Origin of the sequence: Sphingobacterium sp. T2 (genome assembly GCF_000814685.1) — a bacterium.
In the GTDB taxonomy this organism is placed as follows: Bacteria; Bacteroidota; Bacteroidia; order Sphingobacteriales; family Sphingobacteriaceae; genus Sphingobacterium; species Sphingobacterium thermophilum.
Genome location: NZ_JXAC01000010.1, coordinates 1 through 15,885, shown reverse-complemented (window position 1 = coordinate 15,885; position 15,885 = coordinate 1). Strand labels below are relative to the sequence as shown.

At 40.9% G+C, this 15,885-nt stretch carries 17 protein-coding genes and 2 pseudogenes; 8 read left to right on the top strand and 11 right to left on the bottom strand.

Annotated features, from left to right (window positions below):
• Positions 1-5: 5 nt before the first annotated feature.
• Together rpiB and SD31_RS00760 are read left to right on the top strand one after the other, a co-directional pair.
• Positions 6-437, top strand: a complete 432-nt coding sequence (gene rpiB, locus SD31_RS00765) for a ribose 5-phosphate isomerase B (protein ID WP_039052752.1) — start codon at positions 6-8, stop codon at positions 435-437.
• Positions 438-454: 17 nt separating this feature from the next.
• On the top strand, positions 455-2,041 hold the full coding sequence (locus SD31_RS00760; RefSeq protein ID WP_052258501.1) for a M28 family peptidase: 1,587 nt from the start codon (positions 455-457) through the stop codon (positions 2,039-2,041).
• Between the two features lie 288 nt (positions 2,042-2,329).
• Here the strand turns inward: SD31_RS00760 and SD31_RS00755 are convergent, their stop codons facing one another.
• Together SD31_RS00755 and arfB are read right to left on the bottom strand one after the other, a co-directional pair.
• Positions 2,330-2,599 carry a hypothetical protein gene (locus SD31_RS00755; RefSeq protein ID WP_156138129.1) on the bottom strand — a complete coding sequence of 90 codons (270 nt, stop codon included), beginning with the start codon at positions 2,597-2,599 and terminating at the stop codon, positions 2,330-2,332.
• A 385-nt stretch (positions 2,600-2,984) separates the two neighbouring features.
• Positions 2,985-3,383, bottom strand: coding sequence for an alternative ribosome rescue aminoacyl-tRNA hydrolase ArfB (arfB, locus tag SD31_RS00750; protein WP_039052750.1), 399 nt, complete (start codon positions 3,381-3,383; stop codon positions 2,985-2,987).
• 94 nt (positions 3,384-3,477) lie between these two features.
• Between arfB and bshA the strand changes: the two genes are divergently transcribed.
• The 5 genes and pseudogenes from bshA to SD31_RS00730 all read left to right on the top strand — a co-directional run bounded on the left by bshA (position 3,478) and on the right by SD31_RS00730 (position 7,084).
• On the top strand, positions 3,478-4,701 hold the full coding sequence (bshA, locus tag SD31_RS00745; RefSeq protein WP_082021747.1) for an N-acetyl-alpha-D-glucosaminyl L-malate synthase BshA: 1,224 nt from the start codon (positions 3,478-3,480) through the stop codon (positions 4,699-4,701).
• Positions 4,691-5,396 (top strand): annotated as a pseudogene (pyrH, locus tag SD31_RS00740) (UMP kinase). Before bshA ends, pyrH begins: the two are co-directional and overlap by 11 nt.
• A gap of 20 nt (positions 5,397-5,416) precedes the next feature.
• Complete coding sequence (frr, locus tag SD31_RS00735) at positions 5,417-5,980, top strand: ribosome recycling factor (RefSeq protein WP_039052749.1); 564 nt, start codon at positions 5,417-5,419, stop codon at positions 5,978-5,980.
• A gap of 119 nt (positions 5,981-6,099) precedes the next feature.
• Positions 6,100-6,402: a twin-arginine translocation signal domain-containing protein gene (locus SD31_RS17860; protein WP_231561003.1), complete on the top strand. Its 303-nt coding sequence runs from the start codon at positions 6,100-6,102 to the stop codon at positions 6,400-6,402.
• Entirely contained in the window at positions 6,392-7,084 is a 693-nt protein-coding gene (locus tag SD31_RS00730) for a sugar phosphate isomerase/epimerase family protein (RefSeq protein ID WP_231561002.1), read from the top strand. Before SD31_RS17860 ends, SD31_RS00730 begins: the two co-directional genes overlap by 11 nt.
• Before the next feature lie 27 nt (positions 7,085-7,111).
• Here the strand turns inward: SD31_RS00730 and purE are convergent, their stop codons facing one another.
• The 9 genes and pseudogenes from purE to SD31_RS00685 form a co-directional block, all read right to left on the bottom strand.
• Entirely contained in the window at positions 7,112-7,618 is a 507-nt protein-coding gene (gene purE / locus SD31_RS00725; protein WP_039052748.1) for a 5-(carboxyamino)imidazole ribonucleotide mutase, read from the bottom strand.
• Positions 7,619-7,622: 4 nt separating this feature from the next.
• Complete coding sequence (locus SD31_RS00720) at positions 7,623-8,765, bottom strand: 5-(carboxyamino)imidazole ribonucleotide synthase (protein ID WP_039052747.1); 1,143 nt, start codon at positions 8,763-8,765, stop codon at positions 7,623-7,625.
• 15 nt (positions 8,766-8,780) lie between these two features.
• Positions 8,781-9,287: an NADH-quinone oxidoreductase subunit B gene (locus SD31_RS00715; protein WP_039052746.1), complete on the bottom strand. Its 507-nt coding sequence runs from the start codon at positions 9,285-9,287 to the stop codon at positions 8,781-8,783.
• Entirely contained in the window at positions 9,284-9,874 is a 591-nt protein-coding gene (locus SD31_RS00710) for an NADH-quinone oxidoreductase subunit A (RefSeq protein ID WP_039052745.1), read from the bottom strand. The genes SD31_RS00715 and SD31_RS00710 overlap by 4 nt, the downstream gene beginning before the upstream one ends.
• Positions 9,875-9,992: 118 nt before the next feature.
• Positions 9,993-11,335: pseudogene (gene ffh / locus SD31_RS00705) on the bottom strand (signal recognition particle protein).
• A gap of 135 nt (positions 11,336-11,470) precedes the next feature.
• On the bottom strand, positions 11,471-12,160 hold the full coding sequence (locus tag SD31_RS00700; protein WP_039052744.1) for a zinc metallopeptidase: 690 nt from the start codon (positions 12,158-12,160) through the stop codon (positions 11,471-11,473).
• A gap of 136 nt (positions 12,161-12,296) precedes the next feature.
• A complete protein-coding gene (locus tag SD31_RS00695) occupies positions 12,297-12,824 on the bottom strand; it encodes an RNA polymerase sigma factor (protein WP_410528220.1) in 528 nt (175 codons plus the stop codon).
• 317 nt (positions 12,825-13,141) lie between these two features.
• Positions 13,142-14,413 carry a serine hydroxymethyltransferase gene (gene glyA / locus SD31_RS00690; RefSeq protein WP_039052743.1) on the bottom strand — a complete coding sequence of 424 codons (1,272 nt, stop codon included), beginning with the start codon at positions 14,411-14,413 and terminating at the stop codon, positions 13,142-13,144.
• Between the two features lie 166 nt (positions 14,414-14,579).
• The gene (locus SD31_RS00685) at positions 14,580-15,098 is read right to left on the bottom strand and encodes a hypothetical protein (protein WP_039052742.1); all 519 of its coding nucleotides are present in this window, start codon (positions 15,096-15,098) and stop codon (positions 14,580-14,582) included.
• A gap of 90 nt (positions 15,099-15,188) precedes the next feature.
• Here SD31_RS00685 and SD31_RS00680 point away from each other — a divergent pair, with 90 nt between their 5' ends.
• Positions 15,189-15,542, top strand: coding sequence for a HesB/IscA family protein (locus SD31_RS00680; RefSeq protein ID WP_039052741.1), 354 nt, complete (start codon positions 15,189-15,191; stop codon positions 15,540-15,542).
• Positions 15,543-15,885: the final 343 nt, after the last annotated feature.

Genomic DNA, 15,885 nt, shown 5'->3' with positions numbered 1-15,885 from the left:
TTATTATGAAAATAGCAATAGGTAGCGATCACGCAGGATTTGAGTACAAAGAGGAAATTATCAAGTTTCTACAAGAATTAGGACATGATGTGAAGGATTTTGGACCTGCTTCAGCGGACTCCGTAGACTATCCGGACTATGCTCATCCTGTTGCTTCGGCGGTAGAGAACAAAGAGCAAGAATTGGGTATTTTGATCTGCGGCAGTGCCAACGGGGTGGCCATCACCGCTAACAAACATCAAGGCATTCGTGCTGCCATAGCATGGCAAAATGAAATAGCTGCTTTGGCACGTCAGCACAACAACGCCAACATTGTATGTATACCTGCCAGATTTATTGACTTAGATTTGGCAAAAAAAATCACACATACCTTCCTCACTACCGACTTTGAAGGAGGAAGACACGCAAACCGTGTAAATAAAATCGCTTGTTCTTAACTAATTATAAATCGATTATGAGAAAACTGTTTTCATTATTATTCATTCTGCCTTATGCATACAGCTGTTCGTTGGCACAGGCGCCATCGAAATACGCTAACTTAATTACGGAAGAATCTTCCAAGGCTCATCTGACTATCCTTGCCAGCAAAGAATTTGAGGGACGCGGCACAGGCCAAGAAGGAGGAAAAAAAACGGTAAAATATATTACCGAACAGTTCCAGTCGTATGGATTAAAGCCCATCGTGAATGGCTCCTACCACCAGCCCCTATCATTGGTACGTGTAGCCTATAATGTGGAATCTTTCCGCTTAGGTGACCAGAACTTTGTCTATGGTCAAGATTTTTTCGTACAAGGAGACAATTCCGCTCAGTCTATCCAAGCTGACGAAATCATCTTTGTAGGTTATGGCATCCAGGATGAAAAATATAATGAATTGAAAGGTGTTGATGTAACAGGAAAGGTTATTCTATTGGTAAATGAGGGAGAGCCTGTAGATGCTTCGGGCAATTCGATAATCACAGGAACCTCAACCAAATCTACATGGACGTCAAGCCGCTTCAAAAGAATTCAGGAGCTAACCAAGCTGAACCCTAAATTAATATTGGCTGCAAGTTCTCAAAATGATGAAATGATAAAAAGAATAGGCGGCCGTAGTCTGATGGGACGTGTGCAGCTAGATAAGGGTACTGCAGCAAACAACAGCACGCAAGCTGCCCCAGTAGTGCTTGTCAATACGGCTATGGCAAATCAGCTATTGGCCAAAATCGGCACCAGTCTGGAGCAGTTTAAAGCGAAAACCCTTACTTCACCAGAACCTGCCAAAACCATCAAAGTAGGTATCAACGCCGAAATGGGAGTAAAAAGAGAGAAACTGGATGATCCTAACGTATTGGGGTATCTTGAAGGTTCCGACTTGAAAGATGAAGTGATTGTCGTATGCGGACACTGGGACCACGACGGTATCCTTCCTAACGGCACTATTTTCCCTGGAGCTGACGATAACGGCTCTGGTACCGTAGCGGTTGTAGAGTTGGCAAAAGCTTTCGCTAAAGCGAAAAAAGATGGTAAAGGCCCTCGCCGCAGCATACTTTTCATCGCTTTGGCGGCAGAAGAAAAAGGTCTTTTAGGATCACAGTTCTATGTAGAGAATCCTATCATTCCTTTGGAAAAAACCGTAGCATGTATCAACATCGATATGCTAGGACGAATTGACGATAAGCACCTGAACGGTGACCACAATTATGTGCACGTTATCGGAACAAACAAATTGAGTACCGACTTAAAACCTATCGTCGAAAAGGCTAACAAAGACATAAATCTTATCTTGGACTACGATTATGATCGTCCGGACGAGCCTATGCGCTTATATTACCGCTCAGACCACTACAACTTTGCGAAAAACGGCATCCCTTCGCTGTTCTTCTTCTCAGGATTACATCCACACTATCACACTCCGGAAGATACAGTAGATAAGATTGATTTTCCAATGATGGTAAAACGAGAAAGATTGATTTTCAATGTAGCTTGGGATCTTGCCAACAGAGATACAAAACCTGTAGTAGACCTTCCTTTGGAAGATGCTAAAGGCACAGGAAGATAATTCATTCTTCTCTGTGAATAATGAATAAATCCCGCTTTAAACTCTTAAAAAGCGGGATTTATTATTAGAAAATAAATGTTCGTTGCAAGCCAAGGTATGTAGCAAGTGCTACATCTCCAATTCATATTTTACTTGTATAGTATCTCGGTGAATAGTATTGAATTCTTTCTTAGCGAACTTTTAAGACCTTCAACCTTATTATTAGAAATAAAAGAGATCCCCTCTTCTGGCTTATATACACCTAATATATTCACTGTTTTATTTGCTTTAGAAACAGACTTGCTGCAATTAGAACCAATTGTCATTCATAATATAATAATAACTTCCTTTAGCTTTAACCGAAGAACAACTTCCTGAACCCTGATTACAAGTGCATGTTACCTCTACTTCATCTTCAGGAGGTAACATTCTAGAAGTACTCTCTTCTGATAAAATAAATTGATATCCCTCAGGCAATTTTATTGTAACACTCCCATCTTTATTTTCAAATGCTTTAGAGCCCACAGGAAAAGGTATGCCTTTATCCCCAGTTTGAGTTATTATTTCAAGTAGATGCATGTATGTCATTATTTGAGTCATGTTCCTCCAATACAAAAAACACTACCAAGTCTTAAAAAGATTAAATTTTAAACTTTTCATTATTTTTTAACTAAAACAATTTAAATTAAAAAAAGTTTTATCTTCTGGAGCCTCATGAGTGTTTATGTTGCTGTGTTCGTTCTTTTTTCTCTCGTTATTTTTTCATCTGCTCAAGCCGGCTTAATTTATTTACCTGTCTATCAGGGCTATTATCTATTGTAGTCATACTTTTTACAGCATTATCAATGTAATTTTCAAGCAGTCCTTTACGTTCTTGACAAGGCTCTTTTACTGGATGCTGCGTAATCCTCTTTTCTTCTCCACAAATCGGACCTCAACTCCTACACTAAATATTCAAAAAAAATTATTCGGGTCTCCATCTGCGATTGGATTTTTTTTCAGATTGTTTACGCTTTCTATCCAAGCGTTGGAGCACGACTGCACGTGGAACTTTTGTCGGAATCCGCTTTTTGGAGGGTCTTAAAGCTTCCGACACCAAGACAATAAGCTTTTGGAATGCTATTTCCTTATTTTGAAGCTGGCTTCTACTTTCACTACTTTCCACCTGAAGAAGGCCTTCACTTTGCAGTCGAGTTGCTAATTTCTCTTTAAGTATTCTTTTCTGTTCTTCTTCAAGAAGAGGAGACTGCTGAAAATCCCACAGCAACATTACTTTGGTCTCTACTTTATTGACATTCTGTCCTCCTGCTCCTGAAGAACGGGATGTTTTATATCTGAAGTTCCTTTTTAAGCTGTTCCCAATCCATAATCATAACATAAAGATTACGCTTTTATTGCAAAACGAATGCAAAACCTTCCTTAACTTTGCTTGTTATAAAGATATTAATTTAAATTACATGAAGATAGGTATTGTTTGCTATCCAACGTTTGGTGGTTCGGGGGTTGTGGCTACTGAATTAGGTAAAGGTTTGGCGTCTAAAGGTCATCAAGTACATTTCATCACCTATAATAAACCTGCTCGACTAGACTTCTTCTCTGAAAATTTATTTTATCACGAGGTTGCAATTTCCCAGTATCCTTTATTCGATTTTCCTCCTTATGAATCAGCGTTGGCCAGTAAGCTGGTAGATGTAGTACGCTTTGAAGAGCTGGATATCTTACACGTACACTACGCAATACCTCACGCCTCAGCAGCCTATCTAGCCAAACAGATATTGAAAAGCTACGGCATCAACATTCCGGTCATTACGACGTTGCACGGCACGGATATCACATTGGTCGGAAGGGACAAAAGCTTTAAGCCAGTGGTAACCTTCTCCATCAACCAGTCGGACGGCGTTACTACCGTATCAGAAAGTCTAAAACAACAAACTAAAGAATATTTCGACATCCAACGCGAAATCAAAGTAATCCCAAACTTTATCGACCCTGACAGGTTTGTCAACAAAAAAAGAGAACATTTTAAAAAAGCCATTGCTCCCGGCAACGAACGTATCCTCGTCCATACCTCCAACTTCCGAAAAGTTAAGAATACAGAAGATGTAGTCCGCATTTTCCACCGTGTCATGCAGGAAGTGCCAAGCAAGCTGCTCATGGTGGGCGACGGCCCAGAAAGAAGCAATGCCGAAGAGCTGGCCAGACAGCTAGGCATAGCTAATTCGGTGCGTTTTTTAGGAAAACAGGATGCTATAGAGGAAATACTCTCTGTGTCGGATCTCTTCCTGATGCCTTCGTCTTCTGAAAGCTTCGGATTGGCGGCCTTGGAAGCTATGGCTTGTCGCGTTCCTGTCGTGTCATCCAACATCGGTGGACTTCCGGAATTAAACGTCCATGGCGAAACAGGATTTCTAAGCGATGTAGGCAACATAGAAGAAATGGCCCAACACGCAATTTATATCCTAGAAGACTGTGATCGTCTAGAGAAGTTTAAGCAGGCTGCTTATGATCACGCTAAAAATTTTGAAATTAATCAGATTTTACCACTTTATGAAGCGTACTACCAAGAAGCTATAGCTAAATGCAAAAAAATAAAACAAAATATTATAGTACGTAATATAGCAGCAAAAAAATTATATCTTTGTCTTTTGGAAATCCTCCAAGAAATAATTTATGAAATATAAAAGAATCCTACTAAAACTTAGACGGCGAAGCTCTCATGGGCGAGCAGAATTACGGTATCGATATCAATCGTGTCAATCAATACGCTAACGAAATCAAAGAAATTCACGCTTTAGGCATAGAAATCGCAATCGTCATCGGCGGAGGCAACATCTACAGAGGACTTAGTGCAGAAAAAGCTGGAATGGACAGAGTTCAAGCCGACTATATGGGAATGCTTGCTACCGTCATCAACAGTATGGCACTCCAGGATGCTTTGGAGAAAGTAGGATTAAAAACAAGATTGTTGACAGCGATAAAAATGGAACAGATCTGTGAGCCATTTATCCGCAGAAGAGCTGTACGCCACCTGGAAAAAGGCCGAATAGTAATATTTGGAGCAGGAACAGGTAATCCATACTTCACTACCGATACGGCAGCCTCTCTTAGAGCGATTGAAATCAATGCTGATGCCGTACTTAAAGGAACACGTGTGGATGGTATCTATACTGCAGACCCAGAAAAAGATGCTACGGCAACAAAATACGAGCATATATCCTTCTCCGAAGTGTATGAAAAAGGACTGAACGTAATGGATATGACTGCCTTCACCTTGTGTCAAGAAAATAATCTACCCATCATTGTTTTTGATATGAACAAACCTGGAAACCTCAAAAAATTAGCATCAGGCGAACATATCGGAACAATTGTTAGTTAAGTATAAAACATTTAAAACATATGAACGAACTGATTTCAATGGAACTGGACGACTGCAAGGAAAAGATGACCAAAGCAGTTGCTCATACGGAGTCAGAACTCACAAAAATCCGCGCCGGTAAGGCCACTCCTTCCATGTTGGATGGTATCAGCGTAGATTATTACGGTTCTAGTACTCCTCTTTCACAGGTAAGCAATATTAACACTACGGACGCACGTACTTTAGTAATTCAACCATGGGAAAAATCGATGCTAAGTGTTATCGAAAAAGCTATTATCGACTCTAACATCGGTCTTAACCCACAAAACGACGGAATGGTTATCCGTCTTATCGTACCTCCGTTGACAGAAGAAAGAAGACGTGATCTTGTAAAAAAAGCTAAAGAAGAAGCTGAAAAAGGTCGCGTAGCGGTTCGCAACATCCGTAAAGAGGCTAACGAAGCTATCAAAAAACTGAAAAGCGAAGGTGTATCTGAAGATGAAATCAAAAGCGGTGAAGCTGAAGTTCAAAAACTTACTGACAAATTTATCGCTCAGGTAGACCAGCTTGCAGAAGTAAAAGAAAAAGATATCATGACTATCTAAGGATATAAAATCCAACAAGACTCAAAGGCTTTCATAAATATGAAAGCCTTTTCTTTTACCGTTAATTTATTATATTTATACAACCAATCTTTAAATCCAATTATAAAATATTTCAGCTTATGCATACTTCAAGAAGAGCTTTTATCAAGCAAGCCGGATTAGGTGCTGTGGGGGCACTGCTAAGCAATTTGTTGCTGTCCGCTTGTTCAGGTTCTAAGTCCATTAAAGGTGATAACCCACTTGCTAATATAGGCCTACAACTCTTCACCCTTAGGGACCTGCTGTTTAGCGACGCCAAAACCACATTAGAAACCATATCCAAAATTGGTTATTCGCATATCGAAACTTTTGGTCTGGATCTCAACAGCAATTCGTTCTGGGGCCTAGAATTATTGGATCTGAAAAAGAATCATGGACGATAATAACCTCAAAACTTATTCTGGTCATTATGACATGAGCAAATACTTAAGCAAGAACCATAGCGACAAAGAAAGCATAGAAAAATATGTGGAAGTGGCTGCAGCCTTAGGACAAAAATATATTATAGCGCCTACCAATCCCATGTTTGACCTGAACGCTTTGACTTCTGACGATTATAAGTATGCAGCGGAGCAACTTAACAAGGCTGGGGAAGCTGCTAAGAAAGCCGGTATTAAAGTTGGCTATCACAACCATTTTTGGGAATTGAGACAGTTCGGCAACACGACAAGAGGGTTAGACATCCTTTTAGCCTTCACCGAAAAAGATCTTGTCGCTTTCGAATTGGATATCTTCTGGTTGGAAAAAGCTGGATTCAGTGCGTTGACCTATTTTGAAAAATATCCGGGACGTTTTGAGCTTTGGCATGTAAAAGATATGGACCGCAACTTCACCAAGCCTATCGTCGGCGGTGATTATGACGACATGCCATTGGATTCCATTTTCAAGGAAGTGCGTTATACAGAAGTAGGTACAGGCACGATAGATTATTTAAATATTACGCAAGAAAAAACAAAAGCGGGACTTCAATATGCTTTTGTGGAACAGGATGATATCTATGTGGCTAATAAATTCGAAAGTGTGAAAAAGAGCTATGACTATGTGCAGAAGTTTTTGACAAAATAAAAGGGGGATAAATCCCCCTTACTTTATTTAGAATGTCATATTTTCTACCTCTTTGGCCGTCTCTTCGACTTTTTCTTTAAGACCTTTCTTGAAGTTCAGAAGATTTTCAGCAACCTTAGCATCTTGAGTAGCGATAATCTGTGCGGCCAAAATTCCTGCATTCTTCGCGGCATTAAGGGCTACCGTCGCCACCGGAATACCGTTTGGCATCTGCAGAATAGACAGCACAGAATCCCATCCATCGATGGAATTGGAAGATTTCACAGGAACGCCGATCACCGGTAGATGGGTAATGGAAGCCACCATCCCAGGTAGGTGAGCAGCACCTCCGGCGCCTGCAATAATAACTTTCAATCCTCTTTCCGCAGCCTTCTCCGCATATTCAAACATACGATGAGGTGTACGGTGTGCAGACACTATCGTCACCTCAAAGGCAACACCCAATTCTTTTAATACATTTACAGCATCCTGCATCACGGGAAGATCTGACTTGCTTCCCATGATAATGCCTACCTGAGCAGTTTGTGAACTCATAAATCTATGCGATAACTTTTAATATTTTCTGAACTTTACGTGCGTTGCTTATAGCCACTTCCCTATCCGCATGGATGATACACACATGTCCCATCTTGCGGAAAGGCTTGGTGTATTTCTTTCCGTACAAATGTACATAAACCCCTTCTATGGCCAAAACTTCTTCTACTCCTTCGTATTTGGCAAGTCCTTCGTATCCTTCTTCTCCCAGCAGGTTAATCATCACAGCATTGGTACGAGCACTGGTATCTCCCAAAGGAAGATTAAAAATAGCACGCAGATGCTGACCAAACTGAGAAGTGAAATTTCCTTCTATCGTTTGATGTCCCGAATTGTGTGGTCGTGGAGCCAGCTCGTTAACCAGAATTTCGCCTTCTTTGGTCAAGAACATCTCTACAGCCAGCAGCCCTACAATCTGTAAATCGTTTGCTATCTTCTTCGCCAGTTCTTCTGCCTTCTGCTGAATCTCAAAGCTATATGTAGAAGGAGAAATTAAAAATTCTACCAAGTTGGCTTCAGGATTGAACTCCATTTCTACCATAGGGAAGGTCTTCACCTCTCCTCTGTCATTGCGGGCTACGATAACAGCAATTTCTTTTTCGAAATCAACAATCTCTTCTATGATGGAAGGTTCATTGAATGCATTATCTAAATCTGCCTCTGTGCGTATCATCTTGACACCCTTCCCATCATACCCATCTCTACGGAGTTTCTGCACATAAGGAATAGAAAGATTTGCCGATTTTAAGGATTCCTTATTTGAAATGAACTGAAATGCCGGCGTGGGAATTCCGTTTTGCTTGAAAAACTGCTTTTGTAATCCTTTATCCTGAATAAGGCGTATCACACGCGACTGAGGATATACAAGCACTCCTTCTTCTTCCAAGGCTTCCAAAGCATCAACATTTACTTTTTCTATTTCTATAGTGATCATGTCCAACTCCTTACCGAAGTTGTAAACAGTATCATAATCACTCAATGAGCCACATTCAAAATGATTACACAATTTGCGGCACGGCGCATTTTTGTCCGGATCCAGCACATGGATGTTCACATTGAAATTTATAGCTTCTTGGATGAGCATACGTCCCAGCTGCCCGCCTCCAAGAATACCTAACTGCAACTCACCATAAAAATCTTTTGCCATATATTTATAATACTATTAAACGCTCTCTTCAAAATATTTGTCGTGAAGGATTTGCTCCTTCTCTATCTTCTTTTGTAGCTCCAAAAACGCCCCTATTAATGCTTCCGGACGTGGAGGGCATCCCTGCACGTATACATCCACCGGAATAACCTTGTCCACACCTTTCACGACGTGATAGCCATGTTGCCAATATGGTCCTCCACAATTTGAACAAGACCCCATGGAGATGACATAGCGAGGCTCTGGCATCTGCTCATACAGACGCTTGATACGGTCTGCCATCTTAAAGGTTACTGTGCCCGCGATTATCATCACATCGGCCTGCCGCGGCGATGGACGAGGGAACACTCCAATCCGATCCAAATCATAGGTGGAAGCCATAGCGCCCATCATCTCTATAGCACAACACGCAATACCGAAACTTACCGGCCACATGGACGAAAGACGGGCCCAATTCAGTAGGTCATCGATCTTGGCGACGATAACCCCATCTGATCTCAACTGTTGTTCTATATTTGTCATGCGTTCGGCTTTTTAAATCGAGGTTTGAAACCTAAAGAAGTCTGTGGTTTAGCTTCTTCTTGTTTTTCTTCTACCGGTTCCTGTACCGTAGCTCTATAGTCTCTTACCTCATAAGACTTATTGTTTAATGCGTTGTATGCTGATTTAGGGATAGCTACATCTACAGTAGGAGTAACATGTTGTGGTTTGACCCAGCGCAGATCCCCTCTTTTCCATACATAGATCAAGCCTAGGATAAGTATCCCCAAAAAGATGGCCATCTCGATTAAAGTAAACCATCCCCATCTGGAATCCATCTGAATAAGTTCGGCCTGTCCATAGACCGTTGCCCAAGGGAAAACAAAGATGAGCTCTACGTCAAAAAGAAGAAATATCAATGCAATGACATAGAAACGCGGATTGAACTGCACCCAAGAAGTGCCGGTCGGCTCTTCTCCACATTCATAAGTACTCAGCTTGATAGGATTAGGTTTATTGGGCGACAAGATTTTCGCCAGAAACATGGTCACACACACCAATAATATCCCTGCTAATCCTAAGAGAAGGATTGTACCGTAAGAAGATAACTGTGTGGGGTAATCGTCCATATAGTACAAAATTAACAATTAATTCTATACCTATAAAATTACATAACAAAATTGATTTTTAAAAACAAAAGCAAGCTATTAATAGCTTGCCTTGTATGCTGACTGATGTTGTACTTTCTTAAAATGGTCTACCCGGCATTTTAGGCATATTACGCATCATCTTAGCCATCATTCCTGGGTTTGACATCTGCTTCATCACTTTGCGCATGTCCATAAACTGCTTGATGAGCTTGTTTACCTCTTCGATACTTGTTCCAGAACCTTTGGCGATACGCATCCTTCTACGTTGGTCTATGATATCCGGATTCTCACGTTCTTTCGGTGTCATCGAATCAATAATAGCTTCGATAGGTTTGAAAGCATTGTCGTCGATTTCCACATCTTTCAACGCTTTGGAAGCGCCTGGAATCATACCCACCAAATCTTTCATATTGCCCATCTTCTTGATTTGCTGTATCTGCGCACGGAAGTCGTTGAAATCGAACTGGTTCTTACGTATTTTCTTCTGCAATTCGGCAGCCTGCTTTTCGTCAAACTGCTGCTGAGCACGTTCTACCAAGGATACCACGTCCCCCATACCTAAGATACGGGAAGCCATACGATCCGGGTGGAACACATCCAAAGCATCCATCTTCTCTCCTGTACCTATAAATTTGATAGCTTATTGACAACAGATTTGATAGATAAGGCTGCACCACCACGTGTATCACCATCCAATTTGGTCAATACAACGCCGGTAAAGTCAAGACGGTCGTTGAACGCTTTGGCCGTATTCACAGCATCCTGACCGGTCATGGCGTCCACGACGAATAAGATTTCATGCGGCTGCGTTGCTTCCTTTACCGCAGATATTTCCACCATCAGAGGCTCATCTACAGCTAGGCGACCTGCCGTATCGATAATGATTACGTTATTTCCGTTTTTCTTTCCTTCTTCTACCCCCGCTTTGGCAATGGCAATAGGATCCGTGGATGTTCTATCCGTATAAACCGGAACTCCTACCTGATTTCCCAACACCTCCAATTGGTCAATAGCTGCAGGACGGTAAACGTCACCCGCTACCAACAAAGGCTTTTTCCCCTTCTTCTCTTTCAGATAATTGGCTAACTTACCTGAAAAGGTAGTTTTACCGGCACCATTCAAACCTGCAATAAGGATGATAGTAGGATTTTTAGAAAGGTCTAACTCCGAAGTTGTACCTCCCATCAAGGCGGTCAACTCGTCGTTCATAATCTTAGTCAACAGCTGTCCCGGCGAAATGCTGTTGATTACATTTTGACCTAAAGCTTTTTGTTTTACTTGGTCGGTAAAAGTCTTGGCTGTTTTATAATTCACATCGGCATCCAACAATGCCTTGCGAATTTCTTTCATCGTCTCAGCGACGTTGATTTCTGTAATATTTCCTTGTCCCTTTAAGACTTTAAAGGCTCTTTCTAATTTATCCTGAAGATTTGAAAACATAGTTAATCTTTTGAAATTCTTATGCTAAACCACAAAGTTACAAAATTGCCATGAAAGGATATCTATGCTTTGTCACTAAACACAAAAAAGGGAGATAAGCCTATCTCCCTTTCACGTAGTTCCTAGCTATATCAATTAGTCATCTCTTCTTCCTGCTAGCATTTGGGCATAGTACAATAATGTCACCAGAGCCGATAATGCTGCTATCACATATGTCATAGCTGCCCATTTCAGTGCATCTTTAGCACCATCATGTTCTGTTTTACTATGTGTCACATTGGATGTATCCAACCACGCCAAGGCACGCTTGGAGGCATCAAATTCTACCGGCAGCGTGATAAAGCTGAATAATGTTGTTACAGCTAAGGCTGCCACGCCAATCTGTAGCAACAGATATACATGCGAAAATACGGCTAACATCACACCAATCATCAGTGTAAATTGGGTGATACGTGATGCCACATTTACTATAGGTACCATCGCCGAACGAAACTGCAGCCAGGAATAGGCTGTAGCGTGCTGCACGGCATGACCACATTCGTGGGCTGCTACAGCAGCGGCTGCCACACTGCGTCCGTGATAAACTTCCGGACTTAGATTTACTGTTTTATTTGTTGGATTATAATGATCTGTCAATTGTCCTTCTACCGAAATTACCTGTACATCGTAGATGCCATTCTCATGCAACATTTTTTGTGCTATTTCAGCACCGGATAATCCCGAAGACAATGGCTGTTCAGAATAAGTCGTAAACTTACTCTTGAATCTCCATTGCACCATCATACCAAGAATACCAATCGCTATTAATAAAAACCAAATTGTCATATCTTAAAATTATAGTTGTTTATGCTCACTAAGATAATCACAATTTTGATTCCAAAGCAAGACTATTTCCAAATTCTTACGAAGGAAATGCCATTATGTCTTTTTCTGACGACGGGAAAGGTCAATGTTGCAGTCCTCAATAAAGCTGAAAGCTGATATTATGTTCTTCGATAAGGCGTCGCAGGTTACTTAGTGCATAGCGCATCCTGCCTAATGCCGTGTTGATACTTACATTGGTAATGTCTGCAATTTCTTTGAAGCTCATATCACAGAAATGACGCATGATGAGCACTTCCTTCTGGTCATCCGGCAGGAGCTGTATAATCTTCTGTAGGTCTGCGCTTATCTGTGAACGCACCATCTTCTTTTCGGCATCGTCTTCGGCAAACCGCAACACCTCGAAGATATCAAAGCCGTCGCTGCTCACCACATTAGGGAGGCGCTTCTCTTTGCGGAAGTGGTCAATAATCATATTGTAAGCAATGCGCAACACCCAAGGAAGAAATTTGCCTTCCTCATTATATCCTCCCGTCTTAATCGTATTGATTACCTTGATAAAGGTTTCCTGGAAAATATCTTCTGCCAGAAACTCGTCCCTCACTTTGGTATAGATGAAGGTATAAATCTTACTCTTATAGCGGTCTATCAGTTCTTTTAATTCCACTTTCGTTCGCCTCCTTGATACAGATGGATAAGTTCCTGATCGCTCAAGGCATTTAAAGTTGTCTTCATATAATAATATTTTATGAATCAGCAAGAATCATTTATTAAGAGTAAGCGTGTTTCTATAGGCGATGTTTTTATAGGTTTAACATTTAAGCAATATCTATTTCTCTCGAGTCAAAAATAGCTTAAAAAACTTTACTAATACAAGAAAGGAAAAGAGTTTTAACATTAATTCACATTCTATATCTATAAAACAAAAGAGGCTTCAAAAATGTTTGAAGCCTCCTCTATTTTGAATTCCTTAGGGAATAAATCTTAGCGATATAGCGGGAATTTAGCCATCATTTCTTTTACTTTCCCATGGATAGTAGCCAACTTCGCTGCATCCGATTTAGCTTTCAATGCTTCATCGATCAATTCTCCGATTTGAATCATTTCGGCTTCTTTGATACCGCGAGTAGTGATAGCTGCAGTACCGAATCTCACTCCTGAAGTTACGAAAGGTGAACGTGTATCAAAAGGAACCATATTTTTGTTGGTAGTGATACCTGCCTGACCCAACACCGCTTCAGCTTCCTTACCTGAGATATCTTTGTTGCGTAGGTCTACCAACATGAGGTGGTTGTCAGTACCTCCCGAGATGATTTTGTAGTCACGTTCCACGAAGAACTTCGCCAAGGTCTGAGCATTTGCTCTCACTTGTTTTACATACTCTAGATATTCATCAGAAAGAGCCTCTCCGAAGGCTACCGCTTTGGCCGCGATAGTATGTTCAAGAGGACCACCTTGAGTACCTGGGAATACCGCCAAATCTAACAATTGGGTAATCGTGCGCACTTCCCCCTTAGGTGTAGTGATACCCCATGGATTTTCGAAATCTTTACCTACCATGATCATACCGCCACGAGGACCACGTAATGTTTTGTGGGTAGTTGTCGTTACGATGTGACAGTGTTTTAGAGGGTCGTTCAACAAGCCTTTAGCAATAAGACCCGCAGGGTGTGAGATGTCCGCCAATACAAGGGCACCGATTTCATCCGCAACCTTACGGATACGTGCATAATCCCAGTCACGTGAATATGCTGAAGCACCACAGATAATCATCTTAGGTTTTTCACGTAGTGCTGTTTCTTCTAATCCTTCGTAATCGATTAATCCGGTTTCTTCTTTTACACCGTAAAATAATGGTTGATAGATTTTTCCGGACAGGTTGGCAGGAGAACCGTGAGTCAAGTGACCACCGTGCGATAAGTCAAGACCTAAAATTTTGTCTCCCGGCTTAAGGGTAGCTAAAAATACCGCTGCATTAGCTTGCGCTCCAGAGTGAGGTTGTACGTTAACCCATTCTGCCCCGAAAAGTTTTTTCGCTCTTTCGATAGCAATAGATTCTATTTGGTCAACAACTTCACAGCCTCCGTAGTAACGCTTTCCTGGAAGTCCTTCCGCATATTTGTTGGTCAATACCGAACCTGCGGCTTCCATCACTTGTTTACTCACGAAGTTTTCCGAGGCGATTAATTCTATACCTTCTTCTTGGCGCTTTAGCTCTTCAGCGATAAGATTAAAGATGGCTTGATCTCTTTCCATTATTCTTAATTATTGAGGGATGTGGATTATTTATTTTCGTTGCAAATATACGATTCTCTAAACTTTTCGGGGCACCCTTTGCTATTTCTTTTCAAAAAGTAAGTCGGAAATAAAAATTCGTTAATTTTCACATCCCCAAAGGACGCTTACAAAAATTTTATTGGATTTATACTTCTTTTTTTAGAATAATCTGGGCCGCCTCATAGGGATTAACCTCTAATTCCGCCACATATTTAATGACTGCAGCCACATAGTTATCTACTGTTGTAGCAGACGCCTCTTTTTGTATGTTGGTGAGCATAGTGATGGTGGTGTCTTTAAGATTTTTCACTACTGTCCATGCTGCATCCGACACATATAGCTGCTGCGTAATGTTATGCTGAAATTCTTGTTCGATATCGCTTACCAAGGCTGCCTTGAACTGCTCCACCGTCAGGCCAGCATCGTGGTTTCTTAACATCACCTGATAAGGCGAGATACGATGACAGTACAATATAAGCCGTTCGTATGCTGCCAGCCGCAGCTGAGCCTTTTCCCTTCTGTTTTCCCTGCCGGACGCTATAGTTTGCACTTTCAATACTAAACGCTCCACTTTCGGCCACAAGATATATAATACCGCCAACAAAGCCACAAATACGCCCACGCCTATGCTCAAGGTATCCAACAGAAAATTATAGATATTCATATGTTTAAAAATTGTCAAAAATTATAAGTCTAAAGATTAATGGCTAAAAATATGTAATTTTGTTAAACTATCAATTCAGTGTAGAAAACTATGAGTACAGACAATATAATCAATACGGCACCTATAACCTTTACGCCGGGAGCTGTAGCAGAATTGAAAAAACTGATAGACCAACAAGAGTTGGGACCTGAATTTGGCTTACGCATAGGTGTTCAGGGAGGTGGATGTTCAGGTTTGAGCTATGTTCTTGGCTTCGACCAAAAACAAGATGGTGACAACGAATACACCTACGAAGGAATCCGTATTTTCATGAATAAAGCTCACGGCATGTATCTTGCCGGAATGGAAGTAGACTTCAAAAACGGATTGGACGCCAGAGGATTTACATTTAACAATCCAAATGCGACTAGTACTTGTGGTTGCGGGTCAAGTTTCTCTGCATAAAAGCTGATTCAATTTTCATAAAAAAAGCACCATAAAAGGTGCTTTTTTATTTTCTATCCATTATCCATCGCTCGAGCAGGCAGCTCTTTTGGGTCACATATTTTATTAAACAATAAATCAAAAAGAAGAAATTTGCCCCTCTCTATTATCCTTATTTTTTCACCTTTCCATTTTTAAAGTTATTTCGTTAAATTAGCGACCTTTGAAATTTTGATATAAAATACGTGATGTACAAGGAATATAAGCAGTTAAATTTACCGGAGATCGGCAAGGAAGTTTTAAAACGTTGGAAAGCAGAAAACATCATCCTCAAAAAGATCATTTCGATCCGTCCTGCAAGTAA

Bases quoted from the DNA above. Each gene is read 5' to 3' on its own strand.
- SD31_RS00720 (WP_039052747.1), bottom strand. From the start codon at position 8,765: ATGGCAAAAGATTTTTATGGTGAGTTGCAGTTAGGTATTCTTGGAGGC.
- SD31_RS00755 (WP_156138129.1), bottom strand. From the start codon at position 2,599: ATGCATCTACTTGAAATAATAACTCAAACTGGGGATAAAGGCATACCT.
- SD31_RS00680 (WP_039052741.1), top strand. From the start codon at position 15,189: ATGAGTACAGACAATATAATCAATACGGCACCTATAACCTTTACGCCG.
- SD31_RS00710 (WP_039052745.1), bottom strand. From the start codon at position 9,874: ATGGACGATTACCCCACACAGTTATCTTCTTACGGTACAATCCTTCTC.
- rpiB (WP_039052752.1), top strand. From the start codon at position 6: ATGAAAATAGCAATAGGTAGCGATCACGCAGGATTTGAGTACAAAGAG.
- SD31_RS00715 (WP_039052746.1), bottom strand. From the start codon at position 9,287: ATGACAAATATAGAACAACAGTTGAGATCAGATGGGGTTATCGTCGCC.
- SD31_RS00700 (WP_039052744.1), bottom strand. From the start codon at position 12,160: ATGACAATTTGGTTTTTATTAATAGCGATTGGTATTCTTGGTATGATG.
- glyA (WP_039052743.1), bottom strand. From the start codon at position 14,413: ATGGAAAGAGATCAAGCCATCTTTAATCTTATCGCTGAAGAGCTAAAG.
- SD31_RS00685 (WP_039052742.1), bottom strand. From the start codon at position 15,098: ATGAATATCTATAATTTTCTGTTGGATACCTTGAGCATAGGCGTGGGC.
- SD31_RS00760 (WP_052258501.1), top strand. From the start codon at position 455: ATGAGAAAACTGTTTTCATTATTATTCATTCTGCCTTATGCATACAGC.
- purE (WP_039052748.1), bottom strand. From the start codon at position 7,618: ATGAGTTCACAAACTGCTCAGGTAGGCATTATCATGGGAAGCAAGTCA.
- SD31_RS17860 (WP_231561003.1), top strand. From the start codon at position 6,100: ATGCATACTTCAAGAAGAGCTTTTATCAAGCAAGCCGGATTAGGTGCT.
- bshA (WP_082021747.1), top strand. From the start codon at position 3,478: ATGAAGATAGGTATTGTTTGCTATCCAACGTTTGGTGGTTCGGGGGTT.
- frr (WP_039052749.1), top strand. From the start codon at position 5,417: ATGAACGAACTGATTTCAATGGAACTGGACGACTGCAAGGAAAAGATG.
- SD31_RS00730 (WP_231561002.1), top strand. From the start codon at position 6,392: ATGGACGATAATAACCTCAAAACTTATTCTGGTCATTATGACATGAGC.